This window comes from Pseudomonas sp. WS 5412, from assembly GCF_012985615.1.
Classification (GTDB): Bacteria; Pseudomonadota; Gammaproteobacteria; order Pseudomonadales; family Pseudomonadaceae; genus Aquipseudomonas; species Aquipseudomonas shahriarae.
Map to the genome: position 1 here is coordinate 159,395 of NZ_JAARMB010000005.1, position 26,697 is coordinate 186,091.

Annotated in this window: 24 protein-coding genes and 3 pseudogenes; 15 read left to right on the top strand and 12 right to left on the bottom strand. The window is 53.4% G+C overall.

Annotated elements, in window-relative coordinates; all coding sequences use genetic code 11:
* Window positions 1-98 precede the first annotated feature (98 nt).
* Complete coding sequence (locus tag HBR94_RS09330) at window positions 99-611, bottom strand: HAD domain-containing protein (RefSeq protein ID WP_170044568.1); 513 nt, start codon at window positions 609-611, stop codon at window positions 99-101.
* Between the two features lie 181 nt (window positions 612-792).
* Here HBR94_RS09330 and HBR94_RS09335 point away from each other — a divergent pair, with 181 nt between their 5' ends.
* Entirely contained in the window at window positions 793-1,569 is a 777-nt protein-coding gene (locus HBR94_RS09335) for an NAD-dependent protein deacylase (protein ID WP_170044570.1), read from the top strand.
* A 295-nt stretch (window positions 1,570-1,864) separates the two neighbouring features.
* Here the strand turns inward: HBR94_RS09335 and HBR94_RS28605 are convergent, their stop codons facing one another.
* A complete protein-coding gene (locus tag HBR94_RS28605) occupies window positions 1,865-2,083 on the bottom strand; it encodes a hypothetical protein (RefSeq protein ID WP_017736579.1) in 219 nt (72 codons plus the stop codon).
* Window positions 2,084-2,500: 417 nt separating this feature from the next.
* Here HBR94_RS28605 and HBR94_RS09340 point away from each other — a divergent pair.
* From HBR94_RS09340 to HBR94_RS09355, 4 genes and pseudogenes are all read left to right on the top strand, one after another.
* Window positions 2,501-3,651 (top strand): IS3-like element ISPsy29 family transposase gene (locus HBR94_RS09340; RefSeq protein ID WP_170044572.1). Its coding sequence is split into 2 segments (ribosomal slippage): window positions 2,501-2,735 and window positions 2,735-3,651, totalling 1,152 coding nucleotides; the frame shifts between segments, so codons are not numbered across the junction.
* Window positions 3,652-3,664: 13 nt separating this feature from the next.
* Window positions 3,665-3,883 (top strand): annotated as a pseudogene (locus tag HBR94_RS09345) (hypothetical protein); the annotation flags it as partial.
* 411 nt (window positions 3,884-4,294) lie between these two features.
* Entirely contained in the window at window positions 4,295-5,140 is an 846-nt protein-coding gene (locus HBR94_RS09350) for a type II toxin-antitoxin system antitoxin SocA domain-containing protein (protein ID WP_170044574.1), read from the top strand.
* Window positions 5,137-5,565, top strand: a complete 429-nt coding sequence (locus HBR94_RS09355; protein WP_170044576.1) for a hypothetical protein — start codon at window positions 5,137-5,139, stop codon at window positions 5,563-5,565. The genes HBR94_RS09350 and HBR94_RS09355 overlap by 4 nt, the downstream gene beginning before the upstream one ends.
* 187 nt (window positions 5,566-5,752) lie before the next feature.
* On the opposite strand, the gene HBR94_RS09360 is transcribed toward HBR94_RS09355, so the two are convergent.
* Entirely contained in the window at window positions 5,753-6,520 is a 768-nt protein-coding gene (locus HBR94_RS09360) for a hypothetical protein (RefSeq protein ID WP_170044578.1), read from the bottom strand.
* 195 nt (window positions 6,521-6,715) lie between these two features.
* Window positions 6,716-7,678, bottom strand: coding sequence for a hypothetical protein (locus HBR94_RS09365; RefSeq protein WP_170044580.1), 963 nt, complete (start codon window positions 7,676-7,678; stop codon window positions 6,716-6,718).
* Window positions 7,679-10,043: 2,365 nt separating this feature from the next.
* Between HBR94_RS09365 and HBR94_RS09370 the strand changes: the two genes are divergently transcribed.
* From HBR94_RS09370 to HBR94_RS09385, 4 genes are all read left to right on the top strand, one after another.
* Window positions 10,044-10,253, top strand: coding sequence for a hypothetical protein (locus HBR94_RS09370; RefSeq protein WP_170044582.1), 210 nt, complete (start codon window positions 10,044-10,046; stop codon window positions 10,251-10,253).
* Between the two features lie 43 nt (window positions 10,254-10,296).
* On the top strand, window positions 10,297-10,782 hold the full coding sequence (locus tag HBR94_RS09375) for a hypothetical protein (protein WP_170044584.1): 486 nt from the start codon (window positions 10,297-10,299) through the stop codon (window positions 10,780-10,782).
* On the top strand, window positions 10,779-11,180 hold the full coding sequence (locus tag HBR94_RS09380) for a hypothetical protein (RefSeq protein ID WP_170044586.1): 402 nt from the start codon (window positions 10,779-10,781) through the stop codon (window positions 11,178-11,180). Before HBR94_RS09375 ends, HBR94_RS09380 begins: the two co-directional genes overlap by 4 nt.
* A gap of 540 nt (window positions 11,181-11,720) precedes the next feature.
* Window positions 11,721-13,265: a hypothetical protein gene (locus HBR94_RS09385; protein ID WP_170044588.1), complete on the top strand. Its 1,545-nt coding sequence runs from the start codon at window positions 11,721-11,723 to the stop codon at window positions 13,263-13,265.
* A gap of 140 nt (window positions 13,266-13,405) precedes the next feature.
* Here HBR94_RS09385 and HBR94_RS09390 read toward each other — a convergent pair.
* The 3 genes and pseudogenes from HBR94_RS09390 to HBR94_RS09395 form a co-directional block, all read right to left on the bottom strand.
* Window positions 13,406-13,599: pseudogene (locus HBR94_RS09390) on the bottom strand (integrase); the annotation flags it as partial.
* A gap of 59 nt (window positions 13,600-13,658) precedes the next feature.
* Window positions 13,659-13,940 (bottom strand): BPSL0761 family protein, encoded by a 282-nt coding sequence (locus tag HBR94_RS28945; protein WP_346342838.1) that lies wholly within the window; start codon window positions 13,938-13,940, stop codon window positions 13,659-13,661.
* Window positions 13,941-13,944: 4 nt separating this feature from the next.
* Window positions 13,945-14,214: a hypothetical protein gene (locus HBR94_RS09395; RefSeq protein WP_178112818.1), complete on the bottom strand. Its 270-nt coding sequence runs from the start codon at window positions 14,212-14,214 to the stop codon at window positions 13,945-13,947.
* A gap of 269 nt (window positions 14,215-14,483) precedes the next feature.
* Between HBR94_RS09395 and HBR94_RS09400 the strand changes: the two genes are divergently transcribed.
* Complete coding sequence (locus tag HBR94_RS09400) at window positions 14,484-14,717, top strand: hypothetical protein (RefSeq protein ID WP_170044590.1); 234 nt, start codon at window positions 14,484-14,486, stop codon at window positions 14,715-14,717.
* A 218-nt stretch (window positions 14,718-14,935) separates the two neighbouring features.
* On the opposite strand, the gene HBR94_RS09405 is transcribed toward HBR94_RS09400, so the two are convergent.
* Window positions 14,936-15,358 (bottom strand): hypothetical protein, encoded by a 423-nt coding sequence (locus HBR94_RS09405; protein ID WP_170044592.1) that lies wholly within the window; start codon window positions 15,356-15,358, stop codon window positions 14,936-14,938.
* A gap of 96 nt (window positions 15,359-15,454) precedes the next feature.
* Here HBR94_RS09405 and HBR94_RS09410 point away from each other — a divergent pair, with 96 nt between their 5' ends.
* Both HBR94_RS09410 and HBR94_RS09415 read left to right on the top strand, forming a co-directional pair.
* Window positions 15,455-15,760 (top strand): helix-turn-helix transcriptional regulator, encoded by a 306-nt coding sequence (locus HBR94_RS09410; RefSeq protein ID WP_170044594.1) that lies wholly within the window; start codon window positions 15,455-15,457, stop codon window positions 15,758-15,760.
* A gap of 111 nt (window positions 15,761-15,871) precedes the next feature.
* Window positions 15,872-16,432 (top strand): annotated as a pseudogene (locus tag HBR94_RS09415) (ATP-binding protein); the annotation flags it as partial.
* Here HBR94_RS09415 and HBR94_RS09420 read toward each other — a convergent pair.
* Window positions 16,429-17,013: a TetR family transcriptional regulator gene (locus HBR94_RS09420; RefSeq protein ID WP_057960984.1), complete on the bottom strand. Its 585-nt coding sequence runs from the start codon at window positions 17,011-17,013 to the stop codon at window positions 16,429-16,431. The pseudogene HBR94_RS09415 and the gene HBR94_RS09420 overlap by 4 nt on opposite strands.
* Window positions 17,014-17,126: 113 nt before the next feature.
* Between HBR94_RS09420 and HBR94_RS09425 the strand changes: the two genes are divergently transcribed.
* On the top strand, window positions 17,127-18,038 hold the full coding sequence (locus HBR94_RS09425) for an ABC transporter six-transmembrane domain-containing protein (protein ID WP_057960985.1): 912 nt from the start codon (window positions 17,127-17,129) through the stop codon (window positions 18,036-18,038).
* A gap of 6 nt (window positions 18,039-18,044) precedes the next feature.
* Here the strand turns inward: HBR94_RS09425 and HBR94_RS09430 are convergent, their stop codons facing one another.
* Window positions 18,045-20,021, bottom strand: coding sequence for a methyl-accepting chemotaxis protein (locus HBR94_RS09430; RefSeq protein WP_115129273.1), 1,977 nt, complete (start codon window positions 20,019-20,021; stop codon window positions 18,045-18,047).
* A 189-nt stretch (window positions 20,022-20,210) separates the two neighbouring features.
* On the bottom strand, window positions 20,211-21,131 hold the full coding sequence (locus HBR94_RS09435) for a LysR substrate-binding domain-containing protein (RefSeq protein ID WP_057440495.1): 921 nt from the start codon (window positions 21,129-21,131) through the stop codon (window positions 20,211-20,213).
* Window positions 21,132-21,283: 152 nt separating this feature from the next.
* Between HBR94_RS09435 and HBR94_RS09440 the strand changes: the two genes are divergently transcribed.
* Window positions 21,284-22,678, top strand: coding sequence for a NorM family multidrug efflux MATE transporter (locus HBR94_RS09440; protein ID WP_057440496.1), 1,395 nt, complete (start codon window positions 21,284-21,286; stop codon window positions 22,676-22,678).
* Window positions 22,679-22,743: 65 nt separating this feature from the next.
* On the opposite strand, the gene HBR94_RS09445 is transcribed toward HBR94_RS09440, so the two are convergent.
* Entirely contained in the window at window positions 22,744-24,417 is a 1,674-nt protein-coding gene (locus tag HBR94_RS09445) for a bifunctional diguanylate cyclase/phosphodiesterase (RefSeq protein ID WP_057440497.1), read from the bottom strand.
* Window positions 24,418-24,685: 268 nt separating this feature from the next.
* Here HBR94_RS09445 and rep point away from each other — a divergent pair, with 268 nt between their 5' ends.
* On the top strand, window positions 24,686-26,695 hold the full coding sequence (gene rep / locus HBR94_RS09450) for a DNA helicase Rep (RefSeq protein WP_057440498.1): 2,010 nt from the start codon (window positions 24,686-24,688) through the stop codon (window positions 26,693-26,695).
* The last annotated feature ends 2 nt before the right edge of the window (window positions 26,696-26,697 follow it).

Genomic DNA, 26,697 nt, shown 5'->3' on the forward strand with positions numbered 1-26,697 from the left:
ATTAGCGGGTACTAACCCATTCCGCTCTTCGTGCTTAGCAGCATTTAGCGCTGCCTTTACTCCTTAACGTTCGGAAGCTGAACAGGCGGTTCACAAAATCAGCCTAGGTTTGAACACATTTCCCCCAAACGTCTTTGAAGCTCCGCTTGGGTCTGGGCGGAACTGAGTCCTAGGTTCGGTGCACAGGCAATGAGATGTTGCGCTGAACTCTCTGCCCATCCTTCTACATCATCATCAAGGGCGATCCAGTGCTGAATCTGCGAGCGAGCAGCGTAGCGGCAGATCTGGTCGTATCTTGTCTTCCCGTCCCATTGGCTGTCATCCGCCCAGCCTTTGGCCATTGAGCTGTGCCACGTGGCACCGATAACTCGCTCTCGCAGCTCGATAGGTAGGTAGCCTAATGCTCGCTTGTATCCAAGATGACGAACCCAACTGGTGCTCAATACCAATGAGATGATCGGAAAGTCGTCAAGAAGATTGGCAAGAATCGGCACCCACATAAAAAGCGTACCCTCGGACTTCAGTATCGGCCCTTGGCGAGACAAGTAGACGGCGTCGGGGTGTAAGACGCCATCAAAATCAAGGAAAAGGATATGCGTATTCTTCTGCACCGGGGTCTCTCCCGCGAATGGCCCTCTTCGAACAACTTGGGCCCGATGGGTAATCGAGTATTCTGAGTTTTCCTTATCCGTTAGGGTATCAACGAGCGATTTAGGCGCCGAACCATAAGCTCAATAATGCATCACGATAGATACTTGACGCAAAGCGGGAAGGTAGGAGCAGATTCGTACCATGACGATCATAGAGCAAGCTGTAGACGTACTACAGAAGGCCACAAAGGTGGTCTTTTTCACTGGTGCCGGTATCTCCGCTGAAAGCGGTATCCCCACGTACCGCGAAAAACTTTCTGGAATCTGGGCAGGGTACGATCCGAGGGATCTAGAGACGGCCAAGGCCTTTCGGGAAAATCCACCATTGATTTGGGGATGGTATCTGTGGCGGCGGCTCCGGGTCGCTCAAGCAGAGCCAAATGCTGCTCATCTTGCGATACCTCACATGGCCAACTTACTGCGCCATGTTTCTGTCATCACCCAGAATATTGACGACCTCCATGAGCGAGCGGGCTCATTAAATGTGGTTCATTTACATGGCAGTTTGGTAATGCCCAAGTGCTTCGCCTGTCATCGGCCCGCTGTTGTGCCACCAGATCAATCAACACTGCCGGTTGAGGGTGCTCTGGTCGAACCTCCTAGGTGTAAGCGCTGTAACGGCAAAATGCGACCTGCGGTGATCTGGTACGGAGAGGATCTGCCAACCCAGGCTTGGAAGGCCGCAGTCCAACTAGTAAAGGATTGCGATCTTCTGATCTCAGTCGGCACCTCTGGAATCGTCATGCCTGCCGCAGGCCTTCCCGACCTCGCGTTGGAGTCTGGAGCTTCGGTTATTCATGTGAACAAGACCGACGTTGCAATGGGTGAAAACAGGGAATTCATGCTGATAGGGGCTGCCGCCGAGATATTGCCGATGCTGCTTGAAAGGATCGAGGCGGGAAAAACCCGAGGCACTTGAGCTTCGAAGCTGCATTGAGCACGCGGCCTGCCCATTTGACCGCTACAGACATCAGAAATGGTTATTTCTCATACACTTACCTTTTTACGAATAGGCTTTATAGGGAATTATAGAGCGACTATAGAGTGGTTCTGGCGCTGGCTCCGCCGACGCAAGATTACCCGAAGCATCGACATGTCAATGACCAAACCGCTTTGTCACCATGAGCCGCAGAGAACGTCCCATAGCCGCCAGTCAATTGTGTCTACAAAATCGGGGTGCATCCAAATCAGAGGGCAGTCTTGCGCTGAGTAATTTATGACTGGCGTATCCTCAAAATGGAATCTGTGATGGCTTGAGCATTAGTGTCCAGCGTTTCCATAGCCGACATCGCATTAGCGGCGACGCTTCCTACCCCATTTTCTGAGAGCCACTTGGTTATTTCTTCTATAGCTGCACTTAAGGCGTGCTGGTTGTGGAGGAGCAATGTCAGAGCGTCCGCCGTGGCGATCTTGCAGTCTGAGTTATCTGGCATAGCGGTCGTCCTTGAGGAATGATGCCGGAAGCCTAGCTCATCTCGTCTTTGGCTGAGACTGGCCGACAGCTACACGCCGTGATAGGCGGCAGATGGACAGATGCTGACGCTCGCTGGTATCTGCTCTGTTAGCCTTTGTCACCTCAGGCAAGACCCAACGACGCTTTACTACAGAGTCCGGCCATCCTGATAGAATCGATCAGGTTATAGCTAACACCCTTCTGAGAAATGGTATGAATACGGAATTGATGGAAGATGAGATGCGCCGGGCGCTATTCGGTGATTCTGAGCCCTCTGCGCCGGCAATTAACTCAGACGCGCAGGACACAGTACCGGATGTTGTGATTGTACAACCTGAATCGCCCCGGGTTTCGTAGACACCTCTTTGCCTTAAACTGAGGCCAATTAGGAGGTGCCATGAGCAACCCGCGTTACCCCGAAGAATTCAAAATCCAAGCGGTCAATCAAGTGACCGAAAAGAAGCTGCCTGTCGCTGATGTAGCGGCTCGTCTCGGCGTGTCGACGCATAGCCTCTATGCCTGGATAAAGCGCTACAGCAAACCTCAACAAGAACGGCAGCAAGACGATGATCAGCACGCTGAACTGCGTCGTCTGCGAGCGGAACTCAAGCGGGTCACTGAAGAGCGAGACATCTTAAAAAAGGCCGCCGCGTACTTTGCCAAGGAGTGCGGCTGAAGTACGCCTTTATCAAGCAGCGCGCGGGCGACTATTCCATTCGACGGCTTTGCCTGACGCTGAAAGTCCATCCCAGTGGTTATTACGCTTGGTTGTCTGAGCCGCAATCTGCACGCGCTAAAGACGACCAGCGATTGCTGGGTTTGATCAAGCACTCGTGGCTGGAGAGCGGCGGAGTTTATGGCTATCGCAAAATCCATGACGACCTGCGCGAAGTCGGTGAAGATTGTGGTCGGCATCGTGTGGCGAGGTTGATGCGTCTTGAAGGTCTGCGCTCTCAGACAGGGTATCGACGTCGCCCTGGAAAGTACGGCGGTAAGCCAGCGGTCGCCTCACCCAATTTGCTGAAGCGCCAGTTCGATGTCGTGGAACCCAACAAGGTTTGGGTCACCGACATCACCTATATTCGTACGTATGAAGGCTGGCTGTATTTGGCGGTGGTGCTGGATCTGTTTTCCCGTCAGGTCATTGGCTGGTCAATGAAGTCGCAGATGACCAGTGATTTGGCCATTGATGCGTTATTGATGGCGGTTTGGAGGCGAAAACCGAAACAAGAGGTGATGGTTCACTCCGACCAGGGCAGCCAGTACAGCAGCTCCGATTGGCGCAGTTTTTTGAAGGCAAACAATTTGGTTGCCAGCATGAGCCGCCGAGGCAATTGTCATGACAACGCCGTGGCTGAGAGCTTTTTCCAGCTTCTGAAACGGGAACGAATCAAGCGGAAAATCTACACCTCACGGCAAGATGCTCGTAGTGATGTGTTTGATTACATCGAGATGTTCTACAACCCAAAACGCCGCCACGGTTTCAACAATCAGCTGTCACCGGTAGAGTTTGAAAAACGTTACGCAATGAGCTTGCAAGGTGTCTAGAGAATCCGGGGCGATTCAACCGGTGAAGGCAGCGAAGAAAAAGGAAGTCTCAAAAGGCTTCACTCCTAGGTTGAGAGTTACGCTCCGTGTGGGAAACGAATTTGAAGGCGAGATGCACGAGATGGTGCATGAGGCCGATACGCTGAGCTCCCTAGTTGCAGAACAAGAAGCTACAAAGGCGGCCAGAAAAAAATTCAGGTTTGTGGAAGTCGTTTCGGTCAAATCGATGTAAGTGGGTACTCTCACTTTTCGCCCGCTGGGCATCAAGCCGCATTCACTTTACAGCGGGTCACCCAATAGATTCGGGACGTTAGTCGTATCCCTGATTGAATTTAAAACCATCACCCCACCCAACTCTCAACATTTAACTGGTCGCCAACCCCAAGCCACATATCTGAGGGTGGCGACAGGCACAAATCGACCCTAAGCGGTCAACCCTGTGGGAGGCTTAGGTGTATGACGCCCCCCTTTACCAATGCGATCACTCGGAAGGGAACCAGGAAAAACTGCGCAAAAGCAGTGAAATATCGTGGGTTCAAATTTTTCGACATGAGGCTGACGAAACCATGCTTGACAGATAGCGAATGCTTACACACGATACCTACGACGATCTATGGCCCGAAATGAGCGCCAACAGGACTCTATGCCCACTATTTTTGATATTGCCGACCACATTCTCGCTCAGACTCCTGCTCCTTATGGCCTGACAAACCGAGAATTACAAAAGCTGTTGTACCTTGCTCAAGGATTTCATCTTGCGCAATTCGGAGAGCCGTTGTTTCAAGAGGACTTTCAAGCTTGGAAGCATGGGCCGGTAAACTCTGGAATATTCCATAAATATAAACACCTTGGCTATTATGACATTAACAAGCCAAAGAGTGAGGTTCTCAAGCCTATTAGTGAAAAGACCGCAGCTTTCATCTTGGCGCTGACACTTACATTTTGCACTATAGGCTCGTACAAACTTATTGAGTACTCACATGCAGATATTCCATGGGCTTCGAAATATATCCCTGATCAGAATGTTTATCTGTCCAAACCTGATTTAAAAACATATTTCGAAAATTTTGCTTCGTTTGAAGACTACAAAGCGGCTGCAGAACAAAAACTTCAGTTTCACGAGCTTATTCTATCTCGCCTTAAATATCTGAGAGACCTTCCTCAGATTGGGAATGCTTGGATCTCGGGTCAGGCAGCAGCACCTACAGAACGTACGAGCGAAGTAGCAGTCGGATTTTTGTCGGGTTTAGAAAGACAACTTTTTTCGAATCACGCAAAGCCAATTTATCCAAAGTTAATCATGGGGCCGATCCCTACTGGAGGAATTAGCCTGGAGTTTGTGTCAGATAATCCAACGTACCTAAATTTCCATAACTCGGAACTAGTAGAAGTAGAGTTCGAAAAAGATGGCCACTTTGAAGAATACGAAATCCCTTTGGGTCAATTCGAAGAGAATTTTGCGGAAGTTTATGGGAAGATGTCAGTATGAGTAATATACTGGATGGTGAAGTCCTATACCGCTACGCTGATCCGCGGGTTTTTCCAGAAGGACAGACCGAACTTCCTACTTCAATCTTTAACGACCCTAATCTATCGTGCGACTGGCAGAAAGTTCAGCTTAACCCGGAGCTATCGCCGCATGTTGCCAATGGCCGAAATATGATTGTGTCGATTGCGGTTTGCGATAGCATTCGGAATCCAACAAATCCAAAAAGGTCGACCCAGTTAGTGCCCGACTGGAAGCAAGATATCTTGCACGATCCGCTTCCTGCACAACAAGGGAATGCATTCACTCCGAATCCTTCGCATGCGTTGATCCGCGGAAAAAAGAAGGGAGCGGTAACTACTGTGATTCGCGACAATTCGACCTATACGATCATCGACCCCGTAGCCGAAGCATCGTCACCTGTGTAGTAAGTGCATTCTCGTGGGTTTACTTCTGACCAATTGTAGTCATTGCTTGATTGACCGCTTTTGGCCTGGTCGGACTCTCGCTACAAAGCAGTCGATCGCCAAAGCAATCAGCCTGACCGACCACATGCACAGAAGGTATACACCATTCGGTCTGTGTGCCGCATATAGGCAGTACGTCGGTTGGCTTTCAAATATTCTCTGCGAGAGATTTCCTTCCGAAACGTACAAATTCTTCATACAATTTGAAACAGGTCGTTGAAAGCCCATTCAATTCATCAATTTTTTCGTCCACATGCTTAGGCCAGTTATCTGTTCCTCGATACGCATCTGGAATACAACTAAAAACCGGACCACCATTTAAATCGTATGCACCCATAGACAACTTGTAGTTAAAAGTATAACAAACCTCCCATAGCTCTCTTCTCATACGCTCCAGATCAGTATTCAAGAATTCACGCTCGACCGTATCCCACTCGTCGACAAATTTTTCAAGGTTTGCCAGTCTGGTTATATTGAAAGAATTTGAAAAATCTTGCTGTCGCAGCATATCTATTGAACCAGAATTGCTGGGAAAATCTTCAAGAAATTTTTTAAATAATTCTTTATCAATCTGGTTTGATTGTCCGCTGGCACGGGGCAAAGAAGATCGTTGCTCTTTGTAGATAAGATAACGATTAGCGACATTGTGCAACAATGCACCTATTATTAGTGCTACTCCAACCCAATAGTCGGCGGCGTCTGGTTTCAGCTCAGCTAGAGTAAATCGGCTTCCTGAGTTTAGGTTTGCCGAGTCAACCAACCAATTGTAAATTATAAGTTTCAATGGGGTCGGGGTCAGTATGACCGCTCCACCTATCCCAGCCACAAACCATGTGAGCTTATTCGTGAAGTCAGGAAACAAGAATTTCTTGCCATATTCTAAAGCGAGGTTTTTCAATTCTGATTTTGCAAACACTGAAACTCGCCTTTTCTGAAGTGATAATATTATGAAACCGGATGGTGTAAAAAAACCCTGAAATTTCACCACAGGCTACTGTTTAGTAGACAGTGTGTCTACTGGCCAGCATAAGGGCTGCCTGGGAAATCTGGTTTAGCTAGGGCAATAACTCGACTTGGGGACTTTAGCATAGGAGAAAATTTGTATGAAAAATCACCCTTTCCTGAACGTCTTTAGCTTGTTCTTTAACCTGAAAGTCCAATTATGTAATTTTGTGTAAGCCTTTCCGACCACATGAGTTCCAATGATCCCGCTGTGAAATATATCAACATTTTTATAATTCTCGTAATCTCCATATGTGTAGCCTACGCTCTCTACCATTAAGGTATTGTCGATGGAGTCCGTTACGCACCCAAGAAATTTTTCTAGTTCGTCTACAGAAAGAAAATTATCGACCTTCACCGACTTGTTGTTTATTGAGTAGGTATTTCCACGATAAAGGAAATGCTCCTCGGGGCTTTCCTTATTATTTCCATCAATTACTACAAATTGTAGCGCGTCACTGTACTCTTTACCCTTGTAGTATTTACGTACTGGTCGTACAGGAATGATAAAATTGTTTCTCAGTGACTCAATATAGACATTCCAGAATTTCTTGTAATTTCTGACTTTTGAAAGTCCCTGGGGCGTAGCTATTACAAGTGTTTTACAAACTTTTCTATCACCCAAGAGAGAATCCAAGTCGACTTTAAAGGTTGACGAAATATAGCCAGAAACGCCGCCCCTTAATTCTATTTTAATGGTTTCAAATGGAGCAATTATTCTTGGGGAGCTGTAGTAATCAACGAGCTCAAGGTAAATGCTGCTACCAATTCTAAGATATATATAGCTAATAGCGGCAGCTTTATCTTTTTTATTTTCAATAATTATTTCAGAAACATATCTCTGCTTGCTCCATACACTGCCGGACGTTAAATATACTCCATAGAATTTCGTACCTTTTTTCAGAAAAAATTGGTATCCGGTATATATCAGTGCGATCATAGCTACTGCAAAAGAAAGAACTGCAATAGCAAGTGATGAAATGGATACCAATAAGTTTAGCAAATCTGTGTTGCTTAACTTTGACGGTTCTATTTCCATTATTTTTATAAGTATGTCTTTTAGCTTTTGCATTGGTTTCCTTACGCTATAGGTCAGGGTCGGAAGAACCCTTTCGCTGTAGATCGTCTTAGTCTGATCCTAAGCCTTGGTATTCTCCGCTGGAGCATCATAGCCATCATGAGAAATTGTTTCATCTGATCCTCGGCAAGCTTCTTGAAGATCCCTTGACACGTTTCTAGACGTTCTCCTTAAGAAGGAGATGTAGCGCAACACGCTGCAGTACGGCGCTCCTCAGGGCCTTCACCGGTTCTAATACTAATCTGGCGAAACGTGCTGCACACGTCTACACCCTTCAATGCGTATTGTTGCGCTACTAGAAGCAGCTATTGAACGCACGCAGCCTCACGCAAACGTCCGCTTTTGGCCGCGCGCTGCCCTTCGCGACGGGCGGAGATCGGCCAATCTCAGTCTCTCGTGAACGGCATCACTCGGCCGATTCTGTTGAAAAAGTCGGTTCTTCCAGCCTGCCGTAATATTGACCGCTGAAAACGCCTTTCTTGCGCGCTGCTACGCGAAATCCGAGCCCGAGATCCCTCTACTCAAAGTAAAGATTTCAATCTCAAGCGCGTACTTTTCTGCCGTGGAAACCATAGCCGACTTTTTCAACAGAATCGGCCAAAAGCGGCCTCTCAGTTTCATTGCGAATCAGGGGCAATTTAGTCACCGGTATAGTTGAAAAAATTGTCCGCAGCGAGCCTGGAGGGTATTTAGAAAACCCAGGGTATTTTAACTCTCAGGTTATGCCGCAATGATGATATTCGATATGTCGTTATAGCGCTCATAGAACGGGTAATGATCGTCAGCTAAGGAGAAATTACAGGCTATACATTCATCCCCTACAAGCTCCAATGACAAAAGCTACCATTAAAGTAGCTTCTGCCAGCGACAACCTATTTTTTTGAGGACTTGCTAGGTTTCAAGTCGGGTTTATTTCCCGGCGTGTCTTTATTGTCACGACGACGCTGATCAAGTTCACCGGTTGACTTAGCAATTGGCTTTGGGCCTGGTTTAAGCGCCATAACATTTCTCCTTGATGTTAATATTTATTTGGGTTGTTGCAGAATCATCTTATTGGTACTGATGAATACTTTCAATAGACATAAGACGCTTGATTTTAGCTATATGGAAAATTGAATTAGCTTTGGCAGCATCTACTGGTTATCTAACGGTAGGCCAGCTTTGTTGTTTTACGTCCATTGGTGCGACGTTGCAGGTAGTACAGCACGTCCAGAGTCATTCGAGCATCGCCCCGGGCGCGGTGGGCGCCGACCTCCGGCCCCGCATTCGCTGGCGGCCTCGATCAGCTTGATCCAGCGCCATTGCCAGCCCTGGCGCCCTTCTACCCATTCACCATTCCATGAGGCATACAGCAGCATTGCGCAGGCGGTCGTCAGCTCCGGGGGGGTTATTAGTCCGTGGCGCTGGTGGGTCAGCGACAATAGGCGCCGATCAAAGTAGACGCGGTAAGCAACGACCGTTCACCCCGCGACGATAGCCGCATATTGCTCAGCCACCTCTGGCCCGGTCAATGCGGTGCCCATCATGTCGTCAGTGATACCCATGAATCCATGTGAAATCGTGCACGGTCTGAGACAACCAGACCAAGGCCTCCTGGCAAGGGTATCGGCAGGCCCTACCTCATATTCACGGAAAGTCAGAATAGTTAAAAGGACTATAGTGGTGTAAGGGAAAATGGGGTCAGGTATGTAGGGTGCAATGAGCAACTGAGGGAGTTCGCCCATCCAATTCCTGAGCACCTGATCTATCGGGACTGGAGGGCCTTTAAATGGGTGTCGAGCGTCTACGAGGAAAACGTAGGCCGCAACATGGATCGCCTGTTGGCCACCGACCAGCTGCTTGAGCAGGTTTTTGAAACCATCAAGCAACTGACCAAGGCGCCCTCTGACCAGTTGTAAATGTTAGGCCCCGGAGTGTGCCGAGTACTCCGGCAACGACGGGGCGCGCTCCCATTCATTCGTTGGTCGGCGCCAACAATTAGCCCCTTTCCAAGAAAATCAGCCAGCCCCCACAGCTCTTTCGTGGTCGATTTAGATTGGCGTGCACATGGCTCGTGTTTGGAGGGCTGCGTGTTTTCCTCGCATTCACGGGCGCTGGGGCACTGGGGCCCTGGGAATCATTTGTTGGCCGGGACTATCACGCTGCTGTTATCTGTTGTGGCGTTCTGGGCAAGTGGCAAGTTTCTAGAGCTGACAAAGCGAAACAGGTAGCCCACGAGAACACTTGAGTCGGCTGGCGACAGTTACAGACGCAATGGAAAAGAGTCATGGGAGAGAAATCATTCCACCAGTGGCTGCATTAGGATGATCAACTAAACCCACACCCAGGAAAACTCTGTATACCCTTAATGATTGATGCTATGCCCCTGTTGGGGCACCTTCAAGCGCTGGAGCTGTACCAAGATATGTGCCGGCTCTCTCTGGACGTAATGGTGTTCAGTGAAGGTGATGAGTTCGAAACGGCGCTTTCCGCGAATGAACAGGCTCTACAAAAGCAGAACGAAGCGCAGCACGCCCTGATTGAGCAGCTCAAGCTGTTGATTGCGCAAGCTGACGTGGTTGAGCCTTAGCCGCAGGGTGAGCGTGTTAACCCCATGGATAAAGGATAAAAGCATGGAAGCGACCGATGAGGTTTACCAGATCCTTCGAGACGCCAAGGTCCTAGCCAGGCGTTACTACTATCTCACTGGCAAGCCGCTGGGTGTTACTGGCGAGGTGGCAGAGTACGAGGCTGCTCGGATTCTAAATCTCGAACTGGAGCTTGCTAGGCAAGCCGGCTATGACGCGACGGAAACAAGGGAGGGGTTGACTCTCAAAATTCAAATCAAGGGTCGATATTTCCCCAATCCTCGGCTTCGAGGCGGCCGCGTCGGTGCGATCGACTTAAACCAGCCCTTTGATACGGTTCTCCTGGTGCTGCTCGATGCCGATTACAACGCGTTTCAGATATATGAAGCCGCGAGGCCTGCTGTTGAGGCACTACTGACTAGGCCTGGATCAAAAGCTAGGAATGAGCGTGGATCAGTCGGGATCAGCCAATTCAAAGCAATCAGCTCGCTGCGCTGGGAGCGGGCCAACTCACAGGAAAAGCTTGCATGAACTATTTTGAACCTCTAATTCTTGTCATTGCTGGGGCGATAGTTTTTTGCATCTACCGTTCACATAAGCGGAAGGTTGACTATGAATCTGTATGTGAAGTGGCCCAAGTTTTGAGAGATTCGGCATACAGGTCTGAATCTGAGGCCAACGGGAAGGTTCATCGGCACGAGGTCATGGCGGACGCCATTCGGGAGGCTCAGGCAGCGGTTTTTGCGAAACGCAGATTTGAGTCTGACTACGCTAACCACGTCAGCCGCCAATTGCTCAGTTCATTTGGCCCCGACTTTCTTGAATCGATTGGATTCTCACGCGAAACGGCAAAGTTTAGCAGATGTCGCTCTGGTCTGATTGCGCTCGCAAAAGACTTCGAGCGTCTTCAACCCCGTAATAAACAGTAGTGAATCGCGCACAGTGAATTGAAGGAAAAAACAAATGAAGGCATGGACAGCAGCGGTAACACTCTACGCTTTGACAGAAGCCGCATCGGCTTGGGCTTGTGACGGGCGACAAAGGTCCGTCCGTTAATGGTTTCAGCCGCTACTGCTCGTACACAGATGGTGGAGTGCTGATGGTTGAAAACCGCATGAAAACCTGTCTAAGCGGCGCAGGGCTATAAAACTGCCCTGCCCTGGCCTACGGCCACCCTGCGGGCGCTAAGACCCAGATAAATCGCCCCCGGACGGCAAGCCGCCCGAGGACTCAACCGGGCGCGTGCGGGCGCGGGCTCATTCAAAATATGTAAACACGCCACTCCGCTATGAGTCTTCGGTGAAGGCATTCAATGTTTCAGATTGTGGTTAATTCGGACATATTTCGGTTATATTTATTAATCGTGACGGTGATTCACCACCCCATCTAAAATGATATTCCTTTAGACAGCGGCAATTGAAATTAACCAATGTCTCGAAACCCAGAGACGCACTGTTGATGAGAAAAAAATGAGAGACATCGGAACCGCAGGTGAAAGTTTTTTTAATGGGTGGTGTGCTTCGGCTGGGATAACAGCCAATAAATCAGTGTCGGATGCACATGGCTGGGATGTTTTTATAGAAATTGATGCTCCAGAAAATACTCTAGATCCATTTACCATGCATAAGGGTATGATCGAAAGCAAAATACAAATCAAATCAACAGATGGAAATAAAAAATTTGTCGATGTAGAGCTTTCTAACTTAAAGAAAATGTCTACAACGCTTTTGCCAGCGTTCTACATATTAATTGAGTTTGATAAGAATGACATGCCCGTTAGGGCGTTTATTAAGCATGTCGATAATAGCTTTATTTATAAAGTGCTCAGTCGAATTAGAAAGGTAACGGTAGAAAATCCAACAGTGAAATTAAACAAAAAAACAATGAGGGTACATTTTGAGGAGGAAATTTATCCTTTAGGGGCCTCTGCACTGAAAAAGTTGATACACAACCATATAAATGGTTCACAGTCTTTGTACGTTGACCAAAAAAGACAGTATCTTGACTCGGCTGGATTTGAAGATGGTGCCTATAGGGTTAAATTCCAGATTTCTGACATGCAACAATTAGAGCGGTTGATTGATGCTTCCCTAGGAAAAAAAATCGGGGTGGAAATTGAGGAAATGCATGGCGCAGCGCTTCGTTTTGGCTTTAGTTCGCCGATGCCTGAGTTAACCGTGTCGAATGCAGTATTGGAAATATTAAATGTAAAGCCGAACGCGACAGGCAAGATGACATTTCGAGATAAATCTACTGGTCAATCCACTGCTTTTGCTGCTTCTCTTTACCAGGGCATGGCGTTGTTCACGGATCGGAAAAAAATCCGTATTGATGCTGATGTATTTGAAATCATGATGCGCTCCGACCTCACCTCGATGACCATGAGTGGCACGCTAAACCATACAAAGGCCTATGAAGTTGAAGACCTTCTCAAAGCCTACACGACCTTTCAAATGCTCTGGCAGCCTACAGATATTGAATGGGGGCTGGATTTTTTCGGCATCAAAACAAAAATTTTACTGAACTCCCCAAACGGATTCGATGATTGTTCAGATCAAGTTAAACTGTTAAAAAAGATTATTGAGATAAAAAGATATTTCAATTGGCTAGACTCCTTGTGCGCAACCATAGTAGAAATCAATAAAAAAACAAGAAATATCAATGAGATATGCTGCCTTATCAATGGTAGCACTAGCGAAGTATCGATGCGGTATCCTTCAGGGAGTGGGCCGGATGTTAATTCTGAGGTGAATTGTTTTTATGTGGTGCATTTAGAGCTTGGTGGTTATTATTTTATCGAAGTAATTCTTGTAAGTGGGAAAGTAGAAATTCACAATGATCAGGAAGACAAAGTAAGGTCTAACCAGTGGAAAAGTATTTATAAAACTGTGGTCGAAGTTAGTAATACCGACGGCTTGAAAGCTGAATTAGATTCAGTCGTTGATGATTACAGTAACATCTTGCCGAAAATTGATTTTACTAGTAAATTTTTACATCATATCGGGATATCCTAACAGTAGAAAATTTCATTTTTTAGCAGCGTGACACTGAACCGGGTTAAACAAGTTATTGGTCGCGCGTCGGCTGCAACTCCTCTGCTGATGCACTTGACGATGTCTCGACGGGGAACTGGTTGGCCACCCGGTTGAACCGTTCAGTATTTCACCTTAAAGGTCGGGGAATCTTCCGGTCGCTGGCCTCGACGGTTATATAAACGCGTTGTATTGATATTGGCGTTACCCAGCCACAGCTGGACTTGGCAATATCGGCGTGATGTTCCAGGGCATTTTCCGCCGCCGTCGCACGCAGGCCGTGCACGCCCAGTCCTTCCACCTGAATGCCGGCGGCCTTGAAGCAAGACCATAAGCAGTCTGAGGCAAAAGGCAGCTTTCAGCGCCTAGATGTATCTACCAGTCCTCCGTTGAGGAGCAAAACACAGGGCTGAATGTTCCTATCCCCATCTTTTTTGCTTGCTCTTCAATTCGGCCAGCCTGTAACACATCGTGCTTAGTGGGAAAGTGACGCAACAAAAAATGAGCATCTCTTCTTACGCGCTCGGGAACCTCTGTGTCACTAGCGAGTTCCGTCAGGAAAGAGTGAGCTTGTGCAACACACCTTGTTCGTTCGAATGGCATAGTCATTTTAGCCTCCACGTGTTGAAATCGACAGATAAATAAAATAGGAACCATCCAGTCAGTAGATATCCTCAACGTCTGCGTCTGAATCCATATAACCAGGACTGATCAGGTACTGGGTAAGCAGTTTGTGATGCGGGTAGCGAATCTCGAAGCGCTTAATCAAACCATTGAAAATTTCTTCTCCCGCAGGTGTCCCGGTAACTCGACGAATCACGAAATCGGCGATGGCCAGCCGCACTTCAATTTCACTCTTGTCGAGTTGGCTCCCCTCTACATCGTCATCAAGCTGGATGCTCGGACCATATCTCACAGGTTTTTTTGTCATCTTTCCCTACCTGCCCGAAGGATCTGATTGGACAAAATTAACCGTACACAAAATTCCGGTCGATACTACAAAAAGGCGGCTGATCCAAATGTACGATGTTGTAAAAAAACATACTCCATATTTCAAACGAATGAAATCACCGGAATCCTGTGTACAGTTGTAAAAATCTGCAAAAAATGAGTGCAATTTTCGACCGATCTCACTGAGCACAGGACTGGAATCATGATAGCCTGAAAAAAAGTATGTGCAATTACTCAAGGCGAACGGTGATGAATAAGCTTAAGCTGTCGCTAGAAGAAAAAGAACATTTGCTATTGATGGATAAAAAAAAGCGTAATCGCGACAAGCTAATTGGCGCCATTGACGCTGCATCTCCTGAGGAACTCGAACGTGCCGCGGCTTCCATAAAAGCGGTACTACGCAAATCCGGCTCACCGGCTCGCCCACAAAGTTTCGCATCAATCCAAGAAGATGTAGAAAAAAACAAAACTCCTGATAAATAATTTCCTCACTAACGAGCCAACAAAGAATCAACGCACATTGTCGCTCAAACTAGCTACTTTAGTTAGATCAAAGCCCCTCAACTATACAGATTAGCCGTTCGTGGCTCGTTAGCTCCTTGTGCAGGTTTATCTCACTGGCACATGCCTACCGGACCCAATGATCGTTAGGGATTTGGTACCCCGTGTCATCGCGACGTACAGGTCCTTCGGAACCAGCTTCATTTTGTCGCAAGAGAAAAAAGAACTTTAACCTTCTGAAGATTGATTTCAGTGATTACCTCCATCTGTGAGTAGGTTCTCTCAGGAACTTGAAAAAGCGTAATGAGTTCTCCCCACTGATTATGTGCCTCACTCGCTTCAAGAATCTGTTCCATTTTCCATTGACCAGTTCCATTCATATAACTTGGGGTAACATATTGAATAGAATGGATAAGAAAAAATTCATTTTGCACTTCAATAATATCTTTCAGGGCATCTAAAGACGAAACCATCAGCATCTCGCTCACAAACTCTTGATCATCGCGGATATGTGTTTCCAAATAAAACCAAGGAATCATGACCGTTTGCTGTACGAAAGGACGACTCAGGAAGTCGTTACAAAAAAGTCCTGGGATCATCACACCCTCATGAGTCTGTCTCATCGCTCGTACCCCTAGCCAAGCCCTAGAATGAACAATATATGTTGTAGTCATATATTGTTCAATGACGCTTTATCGTTCCTTTTGTGAGACCGCAAAATGGAACTGAATGAAGCATTCGGAGCGACGCTACGAGAGGTTCGCCTACGACGAAATCTTACTCAGGAAGATTTTTCGCTTGTAAGCAGTAGGACCAATGTCAGCTTGCTGGAGCGGGGATGCACCAATCCGACTCTGGAAAAACTAGAGGCATTATGCAGCGTGCTTGAGGTTCACCCGGTCACCCTTCTTGCGGCGTGTTACCTACGTAAGCAGGGTTCAAATGATGTTGCCGCTTTTCTTAGTCGCTTGAATTCTGAGTTGAGTCATATCTTCTCAGAACGCAGTGAAGAACCTAAATTTTAGGACGTTTAGGATTTACGGTCCAAGATTCAGTCCATAATATTTACTTTTAAAATCAATCAGATAGCTAGTTTGTATTATTTTTTGGGGTACTGCGGGATAACCTCTTGAAGGGTGCTGCGCGAGCCATTGGAGTCCGGGCACATCGTGATTTCCCGGGCGCGCGACCGCGTGAGCTTCCCCGCACGCTTTCAACTGGTGGCAGCCATGAACCCTTGCCCCTGCGGCTATATGGGCGAACCCAGCGGGCGCTGTCGGTGTACGCCGGAACAGATCCAACGCTACCGCAACAAGCTCTCGGGGCCGTTGCTGGATCGAATCGACCTGCACCTGACCGTTGCCCGGGAAAGCACCGCGCTGAACCCAGCCAAACAAACCGGCAATGACACTGCCAGCGCTTCAACCCTCGTCGCCAGCGCCAGGGATCGCCAGCAACAACGCCAGGGCTGTGCAAATGCATTCCTCGACCTGACGGGTTTGCGGCGCCACTGCGAGCTATCGAAAGCCGATGAGGGCTGGCTGGAAAGCGCCTGTGAGCGCCTGACCCTGTCGTTGCGCGCAGCTCATCGGCTACTCAAGGTCGCGCGCACCCTGGCCGACCTGGAACAGGCAGACGCCATCGCTCGCCATCATCTGGCCGAAGCGTTGCAGTACCGGCCAGCCGCCGTGACTTAGCGATCCCTGGGCAAATCCAGCAGCAGCCCCGCCACTTCCATCACCTCACCCAGTACCACTTGCGCCGACTCGACGGAGGGCTTGAGCAACAGGTCATCGGTATAACCCATCGTCACCGCAAAGATCTGGCGGGCCGCACGGCTGGATGAGCCACAGCGGAATACCCCGGCAGCGATCCCCTGCTCGATCACATCGGCAAGCATGGCTTGCCACTGGGCATTGACCAGCAGATACGCCTGAGCCAGTTCCGCGTCATGCATCGCCTCATCCCAGGCATCCAGCCAGAGCGCCCAGCCGGCGTCGGCGGTACACGGCAGGCAACCCTTGAGGAAACCCACCAAGGCCTCAAGCGGCGGCGCATCTGCCAATGGCCCGCGCACTTCGTCCAACTGCTCATTGGCGAAGCGAACAAAGGCTTCGCGGCGCAGTTCTTTCCAGTCGCTGAAGTAGTGATACACGTGGCTGCGGGACAAGCCCGCATGCTCCGCCAGATCGCGGGTGGAGACATCGGCAAAGCCCTTGCTGCGAAACAGCTCCAGGGCAGCGGCGATGATCTGGTCTTTACGGTCGATACGCGACATGGGCAATTCCTTACGGGCGCCGTCAGATAAGCGGCGCTTGCTTTTTGAGCGATCGCTCAAGGATACTTGAGCAGTCGCTCAATAGTAGCGCCTATTACTCCTTTGGTGCACCCATGCCATCCACAACGCCACAGATCCTGATCGAAGAAAGCAAGAAAATCGGCCAGCAATCGGCCAGCCAAACCCTCAAGGCAATCGCCAAGGCTTATCCCGGCAAGCTGTTCTGCACGCTGTCGTTGGTTGCGCTGGAGAACGCGTTGCTGCTGGCCTATCCCCTGTTTGCCGGTTTCGCCGTGGACTCGATCCTGCGTGGCGATGCCAGCAGTGCGCTGTTCTATGCGGCCGTGGTGATGGCGTTCTGGGTGGTCGGCGCCGCACGCCGGGCGTTGGATACCCGTACCTTTACGCGGATCTACGCCGATCTTGCCGTGCCTGTGATTCTCAACCAGCGTCTACAGAATCACAGCACGTCCAAGGCCGCCGCACGGGTGGTGCTGGCGCGGGACTTTGTCGACTTCTTCGAAAAGCATGTGCCGGTGATCGCGACAGCCTTGGTCTCCATCGTTGGCGCGGCCGCGATGTTATTGGTGATTGAACCTTGGGTGGGCCTGGCCTGCTTTGCGGCACTGCTGCTTTGCATCATCCTGCTACCGCGCTTTGCCCGCCGTAACGAGCAGTTGCACGAACGGTTGAATAACCGCCTGGAGAAAGAGATTGGCCTGGTGGAAAAGGTTGGCGCCCAGACGTTGCGACGCCATTACCAACTGCTGTCACGCCTGCGTATCTGGCTGTCGGACCGCGAAGCCGTCGCCTACCTGTTTCTCGGCGCGCTGGCAGCGCTACTGTTCATCGTAGCGATCAGCCAACTGGCCTTGTCGCCAGCGGTCAAGGCCGGCCATGTCTATGCGGTGATGACGTACCTGTGGACCTTCGCCAGCAGCCTCGACGAAGCGCCAGGGATGGTTGATCAACTGGCGCGGCTCAAGGACATCGGCAAACGGGTGGATCCGGGACTCGGGAATTGATCAGCCTTACCGAAACCGATCCACCTCTTGCCGCAGCCCTGCCGCCAACGTCTCCAGCTCCCTGGCGGTAATCGCCAGGTTCGAGACCACTTCCCGCTGCTCACTGTTAGCCAGGGCAATGCTCTGCAGGTTGCTGCTGAGCAAAGTCGCGGTGCTGCTTTGCTCCTGGGTCGCTGTGGTGATCGCGGCAAACTGCTGCCCCGCCGAGCGGCTTTGCTCGTCGATGCGCGCCAGGGCCGAGGCCACGTCGGCGTTGCGCGACAAGCCTTCCTGCATCAGCACATTGCCCTGCTCCATGGTGCTGATGGCATTGCCGGTTTCCTGCTGGATGCTCTGGATCATCCCGGAAATCTCATCGGTGGCCTGGCGGGTACGCGAGGCCAGGTTGCGCACCTCATCGGCGACCACGGCAAATCCACGCCCCTGCTCCCCGGCCCGCGCCGCCTCGATGGCGGCGTTGAGTGCCAGCAGGTTGGTCTGTTCGGCGATCGAGGTAATCACGCCGACGATGCCGCCGATTTCCTGGGAACGTTGGCCCAGGGTATTGATCACCTTGGCCGTGCTGTTCAGTGCCGTGGCGATATGCTCCAGGGACGACGACGCCTCCTGCATCGAGTTGCGGCCAATGCGGGTCTGCTGGGCATTTTCCTGGGCCATGCGTTCGGTATTGCCCATGTTGTCGGCAATGTTCAGCGAAGTGGCGCTGAACTCTTCCACCGCGCCGGCCATGCTGGTGATCTCGCCGGATTGCTGCTCCATGCCCTCATAAGCGCCTCCCGACAAACCTGACAGCGCCTGGGCGCGGCTGTTGACCTCTTCGGCCGCCTTGCGGATATGGGAGACCATGGTCGACAAGGCCTCGCCCATCTGGTTGAAGCTGCGTGCCAGCTGTCCGATTTCATCGTGGCTGGACACATTCAGCCGCGCACTCAAATCACCGGCCCCCAAGGCTTCGGCCTGGCGCACCAGGTCGCCCAGGGGCTGCAATTTGCTGCGCAGCAACCAGACCGCCGCGCCTACCGCCAACAGCATCGCCAGCACGCTGCCGATCACCAGGCGGATACCCACGGCCCAGGTCACCGCGCGGATCTCGGCCTTGGGCATGCTCGCCACCACCGACCACGGGCCGCCGTCAAATGGCACCGCAACGCTGTAGAAGTCTTCGCCCTTGTCACTCCAGAAACGCCCCTGGCCAGGCTTTTGCGCCAGCTCCAGGATCACCGGAACGGCCTGCTCCAATGCCTGCACGCCGGCAGGCGGCACCAGCCAGTGTTTTTGCTCGTCCAGCAGCGCCAGCGAGCCGGTCTGGCCAATGCGGAACCGCTTGAGGTTGGCGAATTGGGCGTTCTGCGCATCGGTGTAGTCGAAACCGATGAACAACACCGCAATCACCTGGCCGCTGGCATCACGTACCGGGCTGTACTGGGTCATGTAGGAACGCTCGAACAGCACCGCGCGACCGATGTAGCTCTGCCCGGCGAGCAGGCGCTGGTAGGCCGGCCCCTGGCGATCCAGCACGGTGCCGATGGCGCGGTTGCCGTCCTGTTTGGTCAGGGAGGTGCTGATACGGACAAAGTCTTCGCCGCTGCGCACGAACACCGTGGCCACGCCGCCGGACATCTGCTTGAACTCATCGACCTCGTCGAAGTTGTTGTTCAGTACTTCAGTGCCCAGGTAAAGGCTCGGGGTCTGCACCCCGGCCACACTCACCATCTGCTCGGGACGTACGCTCAACCCGGCGCCGAAGCGCTTTTCAAACAACCCGCTCAAACGCTGGGTGCTCTCACGCAGGGTGCTGTGGAAGGTATTGAGTTGGTCGGCGAGCAAACGCGCTTCGCTGGCCAGGTGTTCTTCACGGGTCAGCAGGTTGGCCGAGTCCAGGGAACGCAGGGCAAACACCGTGCTGCCGCTGATCACGACAGCCAATATGACCGCCAAGGCAATGCCCAGCTGCGAAGCGATGCGGGCGCGGGGTTGAGACATGACAGCTCCTGGCCGAGGCCCGGATCGTCCTGATCTCATAGCGCTAATCGGCAAATTTCTTGGATTGGGGGCACGCTGAGCCGCAACTAAAGGCGACTCCGACACACCTACTTCGGCGGCCCCAATCAATACTTGAGCAAATTACAGGGGCATCACTCAAAGGCACCGTGTGTAGGGAGCTGCATCGTTTCACTCGAGCTGTTCCACCGCCGGCAAGGCCATGGCCTGGACTTCACTTTGCAGGAAGTCCGACAGCCTGCGCAGGCGCTCACCGCCGGGGCGGGTCTTGGGCCAGACCAGGTAATAGCTTTCGCCGCTGGCGACCGCAGTAGGCCATGGCAAACTCAAGCGCCCCTGGGCCACATCCTCGGCGACCATCAACAGATCGCCCATGGACACGCCATAGCCCCGGGCAGCGGCAATCATCCCCAGCTCCAGCGTATCGAACACCTGCCCGCCCTTGATGGCGACGCGGGACGCCAGCCCCGTACGCTGCAACCAGCGGCGCCAGTCACGCCGATCCGGCGTGGGGTGCAGCAGTTCAGCGCTGGCCAGGCGCTCCACATCCCAGGGGCCGTCATTGAGCAGGTTCGGCGCGCCCACCGGGATCAACAGTTCGGGAAACAGGTAGCTGGCTTCCCAGTCCGCCGGAAAGTGCCCATCACTCAGCAAGACCGCGCAGTCGAACGGTTCCTGATTGAAATCCACTTCGTCGATGCTCATCCAGGCGCTGGTCAACTGCACCTCGTTGCCCGGCTGCAAGTGCCGGAACCGGCTCAGGCGCGCCAGCAACCAGCGCATGGTCAGGGTCGACGGGGCCTTCATGCGCAGGATGTCATCTTCGGCATTCAAGGTATGGCAGGCGCGCTCCAGGGCGGCGAAACCCTCGCGCACCCCAGGCAGCAGCAGGCGCGCCGACTCGGTCAACTGCAAGGTGCGCCCGCTGCGCTGGAACAGGCGGCAGGCGAAATGCTCCTCCAGGGTACGGATATGCCGGCTGACTGCACTTTGGGTGATGGACAGTTCTTCGGCCGCACGGGTGAAGGAGTTATGCCGTGAGGCGGCTTCAAATGCACGCAAGGCATACAGCGGAGGCAGGCGACGAGACATGAGGAAAACTCCGACGGCACGATTCCGAAACCCTACCAGATTCATCTTGGCATGAGTTTTAATCATGCGAATGATCGCATTTATCCCTTTGTGCAAAGCGCTGAGAGCGCCGAGAATCAACCCTTCTACCCCTTGTGCAATTATTGAGCGTGATGATCATGCAGCATCCGGCGCGTACCGAACTCTGGGCCATTCTGCGGCTGTCAGGGCCGTTGATTGCCTCGCAGTTGGCGCACATGTTGATGGTGCTGACCGACACCTTGATGATGGCCCGCCTCAGCCCCGAAGCCCTGGCCGGCGGCGGGCTGGGCGCGGCAAGCTATTCGTTTGTGTCGATCTTTTGCATCGGCGTGATTGCCGCCGTGGGCACCCTGGTCGCCATTCGCCAGGGCGCCGGCGACATCGAGGGCGCCACCCGCCTGACCCAGGCCGGCCTGTGGCTGGCCTGGCTGATGGCCCTGGTGGCCGGCCTGCTGCTGTGGAACCTCAAGCCGGTGCTGCTGATGTTCGGCCAGACCGAAACCAACGTGCAGTCGGCCGGGCAATTCCTGATGATCCTGCCGTTCGCCCTGCCCGGCTACCTGACGTTCATGGCCCTGCGCGGCTTCACCAGCGCCATCGGCAAAGCCACGCCGGTGATGGTGATCAGCCTGTGCGGCACGGTGCTCAACTACCTGCTCAACCATGCGTTGATCGAAGGCATGTTCGGCCTGCCCAAGCTGGGCCTGATGGGCATTGGCCTGGTCACGGCGATTGTCGCCAACTGCATGGCCCTGGCACTGTTGTGGTACATCAAATACAACCGCGCCTACGCGGCCTACCCCCTGGGCAAGGGCCTGCTGCGGCCCAACCTGCATTACTTACGCGAGCTGTGGCGCCTGGGCCTGCCGATTGGCGGCACCTATGCGGTGGAAGTCGGCTTGTTCGCCTTTGCGGCGCTGTGCATGGGCACCATGGGCAGTACGCAGTTGGCGGCCCACCAGATTGCCCTGCAAATCGTCTCGGTGGCGTTCATGGTGCCGGCGGGCATGTCCTATGCCGTCACCATGCGCATCGGCTTGCACTATGGCGGCGGGCAACTGCTCGACGCACGGCTGGCCGGACGCGTGGGTATCGCCTTCGGCGCGAGCGTGATGCTGGGGTTTGCCATGGTGTTCTGGCTGTTTTCAGACCCGCTGATCGGCCTGTTCCTCGACCATGACGACCCGGCCTTCGCCCAAGTGATCAGCCTGGCGGTCAGCCTGTTGGCCGTGGCGGCGTGGTTCGAGCTGTTCGACGGCGTGCAGACCATCGCCATGGGGTGCATCCGAGGGCTCAAGGATGCCAAGACCACGTTCCTCGTCGGCCTGGGTTGTTACTGGTTGATTGGCGCACCGGCGGCCTGGTTGATGGCGTTTACCCTGGACTGGGGCCCGACTGGCGTGTGGTGGGGTCTGGCGCTGGGGCTTGCCTGTGCGGCGATTACCCTGACATGGGCGTTTGAGGCGAAGATGAAGCGGATGATTGCCCAGGAGCCGCAAGTCGATGCGGTCCCACAGCCGAACTGAAGGATGTACTCGGTCAGTGTGGGAGCTGGCTTGCCAGCCCCCACCTTTTTGATTGGTTTACAGGGCTAGATCACATCGCCCAACAACGCCTGCTGGCTGCTGCCAAACGTCAGGTATTCCACCAATTCCGCCAGCGGCAACGGCTTGCTGATCAGGTAACCCTGGGCCTGGTCGCAGCCGAACAAGCGCAACAACGCCAGTTGCTCCGGGGTTTCCACGCCTTCGGCAACCACTTCCAGGTTGAGGTTGTGGGCCAGGTTGATCATGGCGTGCACCAGCTTGCGGTTTTCTTCGCGCTCTTCCATACCGCCGACAAAGCTCTTGTCGATCTTGAGCAAGGCAATCGGCAGGCTGTTGAGGTGTACGAAGGACGAGAACCCGGTGCCAAAGTCATCCAGGGAGAAGCGCACACCCAGGCGGCCCAAGGCATCCATGGTCTGCTTGACCAGGTCGCTGCGGCGCATCACGGCGGTTTCAGTAAGCTCGAATTCCAGCCATTGCGCCTCCACCCCACGCTCGGCAATCAAACGGCTCAGGGTCGAGAGCAACTGGCTGTCCTGGAACTGACGGAACGACAGGTTGACCGCCATGTGCAACGGCGGCAGGCCGCGCTCGCGCAGGTCCTGCATATCGCGCAGGGCCCGGGAAATCACCCAGTAGCCCAACGGCACGATCAGGCCGCTCTGCTCGGCCAGCGGCACGAACTCGCTCGGCGGCAGCAAACCACGCTCGCCGTGGCGCCAGCGCACCAGGGCTTCGAGGCCGACGATATGCCCATCGTCCAGGTCCAGCCGCGGCTGGTAATGCAGTTCCAGTTCGTCACGGCGCAGCGCCCGGCGCAGTTCGCTTTCCAGGTCGGCGAGGCTGCGGGCATTGCGGTTGATACGTTCATTGAAGATATGAAAGGTACAGCCCTGGGTGCTCTTGGCCTGTTGCATGGCGATATGCGCGTGCCACATCAACGGGTCGGCGCCGGCCTTGGCGCGGGCATGGGCCACACCGAGGCTGCAACCGATCAGCAGGCTCTCGCCATCGACCCAGTAAGGTTCGGCCATGGCCTCGGTGATGCGCTCGGCCATCCACTCGGCGCGTTGCGGCGCACGGCGGGTGTCGATCAACAAGGCAAATTCATCACTGCCCAGGCGTGCCAGTTGGTCGCCGACCTCCAGCTGGCTCTTGAGCCGCGAGACCACTTGCAGGATCAGCCGGTCGCCCGCCTGATGGCCGAGGGCATCGTTGGCGTGGCGAAAGTTGTCCAGGTCCAGGTGGCCGAGGGCCAGGCCACGCCCGTCGTTTTCCGCCAGGCGCGCGGCCAGCAGGGTCTGGAAACCCTGGCGGTTGGCGATGCCGGTCAAGGGGTCTTGTGCGGCCAGGCGTTGCAGGGTGTTTTCCAGCAAGCCGCGTTCGCGTACATGGCGCAGGCAGCGGCGCAGGGTATCCACATCAAACGCGCCACGGATCAACCAATCGCTGGCGCCCAACGGTGCAACCAGCGGTTCCTGCTCCAGCAGCATTACGGTGGGCAGGTTACAACGGCCAGGGCCGGGTTGCAGACCGGGGGTGGTGAGCAAGACAGCCGTGCGGCCGTCGTCGAACAAGCTGCTCACCGACTCCCAGCTTGGCGCACTGATCAGCACAGCCCCATCGCCCATCGGCGCCAGGCACTCGCGCAACAACGCTGCCCACGCTGGCTCATCGGCCAGTAGCAGCAAACGCAAGGGTTCGACAGGCGTAGACAAGCTAGCTCCCTAGACTTTGCAAAAATTCGTTGGCGGCGGGCATTATGACGTGCAGCCTGATAATGACAAATGATATTGGTTATCAAATGCGCGCAGTGCAGGTCTAGATCGAACAATAGACCCAAAAACCCCGCACATCCTGCGGCAAAGTAACAAAACCGGCAAATTTAGATCGAGTGGTACGTCACACTGTCGTTCAGAGGCGGCAGAATCTTGCCAGCCTGTTAAAATGCCCGCCCTTTTCGCTCAAAGACTCCCAAAACCCTGTATGTCCCGACTCAATCCCCGGCAGCAAGAAGCCGTGAACTACGTCGGCGGCCCTCTATTGGTGCTCGCCGGTGCTGGCTCCGGCAAGACCAGCGTGATCACCCGCAAGATCGCGCACCTGATCCAGAACTGCGGCATCCGTGCCCAGTACATCGTCGCCATGACCTTTACCAACAAGGCGGCGCGGGAAATGAAAGAGCGCGTCGGCACCCTGCTCAAGGGTGGCGAAGGCCGTGGCCTCACTGTGTGTACCTTCCACAACCTGGGGCTGAACATCATCCGCAAGGAGCATGTGCGGCTGGGCTACAAGCCGGGCTTCTCGATCTTCGACGAGACCGACGTCAAGGCCCTGATGACCGACATCATGCAGAAGGAATACGCGGGCGACGACGGGGTCGACGAGATCAAGAACATGATCGGCTCGTGGAAAAACGACCTGATCCTGCCGCCCGAAGCCCTGGAAAACGCGCGCAACCCCAAGGAACAGACCGCCGCCATCGTCTACACCCACTACCAGCGCACGCTCAAGGCGTTCAACGCGGTGGACTTCGACGACCTGATCCTGCTGCCGGTGAAGCTGTTCCAGGAACACGCCGATATCCTCGAAAAGTGGCAGAACAAGGTGCGCTACCTGCTGGTGGACGAATACCAGGACACCAACGCCAGCCAATACCTGCTGGTGAAGCTGCTGATCGGCACGCGCAACCAGTTCACCGTGGTCGGCGACGATGACCAGTCGATCTACGCCTGGCGCGGTGCGCGCCCGGAAAACCTGATGCTGCTCAAGGACGACTACCCGTCCCTGAAAGTGGTGATGCTGGAGCAGAACTACCGCTCCACCAGCCGCATCCTGCGTTGCGCCAACGTGCTGATCTCGAACAACCCCCACGAATTCGAAAAACAGCTGTGGAGCGAGATGGGCCACGGCGATGAGATCCGCGTGATCCGCTGCCGCAACGAAGATGCCGAAGCCGAGCGCGTGGCCGTGGAAATCCTCAGCCTGCACCTGCGCACCGACCGGCCCTACAGCGACTTTGCGATCCTCTATCGCGGCAACTACCAGGCCAAGCTGATCGAGCTGAAGTTGCAGCACCATCAGGTGCCGTATCGTCTGTCCGGCGGCAACAGCTTTTTCGGACGCCAGGAAGTAAAGGATCTGATGGCCTACTTCCGGCTGATCGTGAACCCGGATGACGACAACGCCTTCCTGCGCGTGATCAACGTGCCGCGCCGGGAAATCGGCTCCACCACCCTGGAAAAGCTCGGTAACTACGCCACCGAACGCAAGATCTCGATGTACGCCGCCACCGACGAAATCGGCCTGGGCGAACACCTGGACACGCGCTTCACCGATCGCCTGTCGCGCTTCAAGCGCTTTATGGACAGGGTGCGCGAGCAATGCGCCGGCGAAGACCCGATCAGCGCCCTGCGCAGCATGGTCATGGATATCGACTATGAAAACTGGCTGCGCACCAACAGCTCCAGCGACAAGGCCGCGGACTACCGCATGGGCAACGTCTGGTTTCTGATCGAGGCGCTGAAGAACACCCTGGAAAAAGACGAAGACGGCGAAATGACCGTCGAAGACGCCATCGGCAAGCTGGTGCTGCGCGATATGCTCGAGCGCCAGCAGGAAGAGGAAGACGGCGCCGAAGGTGTGCAAATGATGACCTTGCATGCGTCCAAGGGACTGGAATTCCCCTACGTGTTCATCATGGGCATGGAAGAGGAAATCCTCCCACACCGCTCCAGTATCGAAGCCGACACCATCGAGGAAGAACGGCGCCTGGCCTACGTGGGCATTACCCGCGCACGTCAGACCCTGGCCTTCACCTTTGCGGCCAAGCGCAAGCAATACGGCGAAATCATCGACTGCGCCCCAAGCCGGTTCCTCGATGAGCTGCCACCGGACGACCTGGCCTGGGAAGGCAACGACGACACCCCAACTGAAGTCAAGGCGGTACGCGGCAACACCGCCCTGGCGGATATACGCGCGATGCTAAAGCGCTAGAA

What these genes read in the sequence shown, in the direction of transcription:
- HBR94_RS09335 (WP_170044570.1), top strand. Translation starts at nt 793, where the DNA reads ATGACGATCATAGAGCAAGCTGTAGACGTACTACAGAAGGCCACAAAG.
- HBR94_RS28605 (WP_017736579.1), bottom strand. Translation starts at nt 2,083, where the DNA reads ATGCCAGATAACTCAGACTGCAAGATCGCCACGGCGGACGCTCTGACA.
- HBR94_RS09350 (WP_170044574.1), top strand. Translation starts at nt 4,295, where the DNA reads ATGCCCACTATTTTTGATATTGCCGACCACATTCTCGCTCAGACTCCT.
- HBR94_RS09355 (WP_170044576.1), top strand. Translation starts at nt 5,137, where the DNA reads ATGAGTAATATACTGGATGGTGAAGTCCTATACCGCTACGCTGATCCG.
- HBR94_RS09365 (WP_170044580.1), bottom strand. Translation starts at nt 7,678, where the DNA reads ATGCAAAAGCTAAAAGACATACTTATAAAAATAATGGAAATAGAACCG.
- HBR94_RS09370 (WP_170044582.1), top strand. Translation starts at nt 10,044, where the DNA reads ATGCCCCTGTTGGGGCACCTTCAAGCGCTGGAGCTGTACCAAGATATG.
- HBR94_RS09375 (WP_170044584.1), top strand. Translation starts at nt 10,297, where the DNA reads ATGGAAGCGACCGATGAGGTTTACCAGATCCTTCGAGACGCCAAGGTC.
- HBR94_RS09380 (WP_170044586.1), top strand. Translation starts at nt 10,779, where the DNA reads ATGAACTATTTTGAACCTCTAATTCTTGTCATTGCTGGGGCGATAGTT.
- HBR94_RS09385 (WP_170044588.1), top strand. Translation starts at nt 11,721, where the DNA reads ATGAGAGACATCGGAACCGCAGGTGAAAGTTTTTTTAATGGGTGGTGT.
- HBR94_RS28945 (WP_346342838.1), bottom strand. Translation starts at nt 13,940, where the DNA reads ATGGTTCCTATTTTATTTATCTGTCGATTTCAACACGTGGAGGCTAAA.
- HBR94_RS09395 (WP_178112818.1), bottom strand. Translation starts at nt 14,214, where the DNA reads ATGACAAAAAAACCTGTGAGATATGGTCCGAGCATCCAGCTTGATGAC.
- HBR94_RS09400 (WP_170044590.1), top strand. Translation starts at nt 14,484, where the DNA reads ATGAATAAGCTTAAGCTGTCGCTAGAAGAAAAAGAACATTTGCTATTG.
- HBR94_RS09405 (WP_170044592.1), bottom strand. Translation starts at nt 15,358, where the DNA reads ATGAGACAGACTCATGAGGGTGTGATGATCCCAGGACTTTTTTGTAAC.
- HBR94_RS09410 (WP_170044594.1), top strand. Translation starts at nt 15,455, where the DNA reads ATGGAACTGAATGAAGCATTCGGAGCGACGCTACGAGAGGTTCGCCTA.
- HBR94_RS09420 (WP_057960984.1), bottom strand. Translation starts at nt 17,013, where the DNA reads ATGTCGCGTATCGACCGTAAAGACCAGATCATCGCCGCTGCCCTGGAG.
- HBR94_RS09425 (WP_057960985.1), top strand. Translation starts at nt 17,127, where the DNA reads ATGCCATCCACAACGCCACAGATCCTGATCGAAGAAAGCAAGAAAATC.
- HBR94_RS09430 (WP_115129273.1), bottom strand. Translation starts at nt 20,021, where the DNA reads ATGTCTCAACCCCGCGCCCGCATCGCTTCGCAGCTGGGCATTGCCTTG.
- HBR94_RS09435 (WP_057440495.1), bottom strand. Translation starts at nt 21,131, where the DNA reads ATGTCTCGTCGCCTGCCTCCGCTGTATGCCTTGCGTGCATTTGAAGCC.
- HBR94_RS09440 (WP_057440496.1), top strand. Translation starts at nt 21,284, where the DNA reads ATGATCATGCAGCATCCGGCGCGTACCGAACTCTGGGCCATTCTGCGG.
- rep (WP_057440498.1), top strand. Translation starts at nt 24,686, where the DNA reads ATGTCCCGACTCAATCCCCGGCAGCAAGAAGCCGTGAACTACGTCGGC.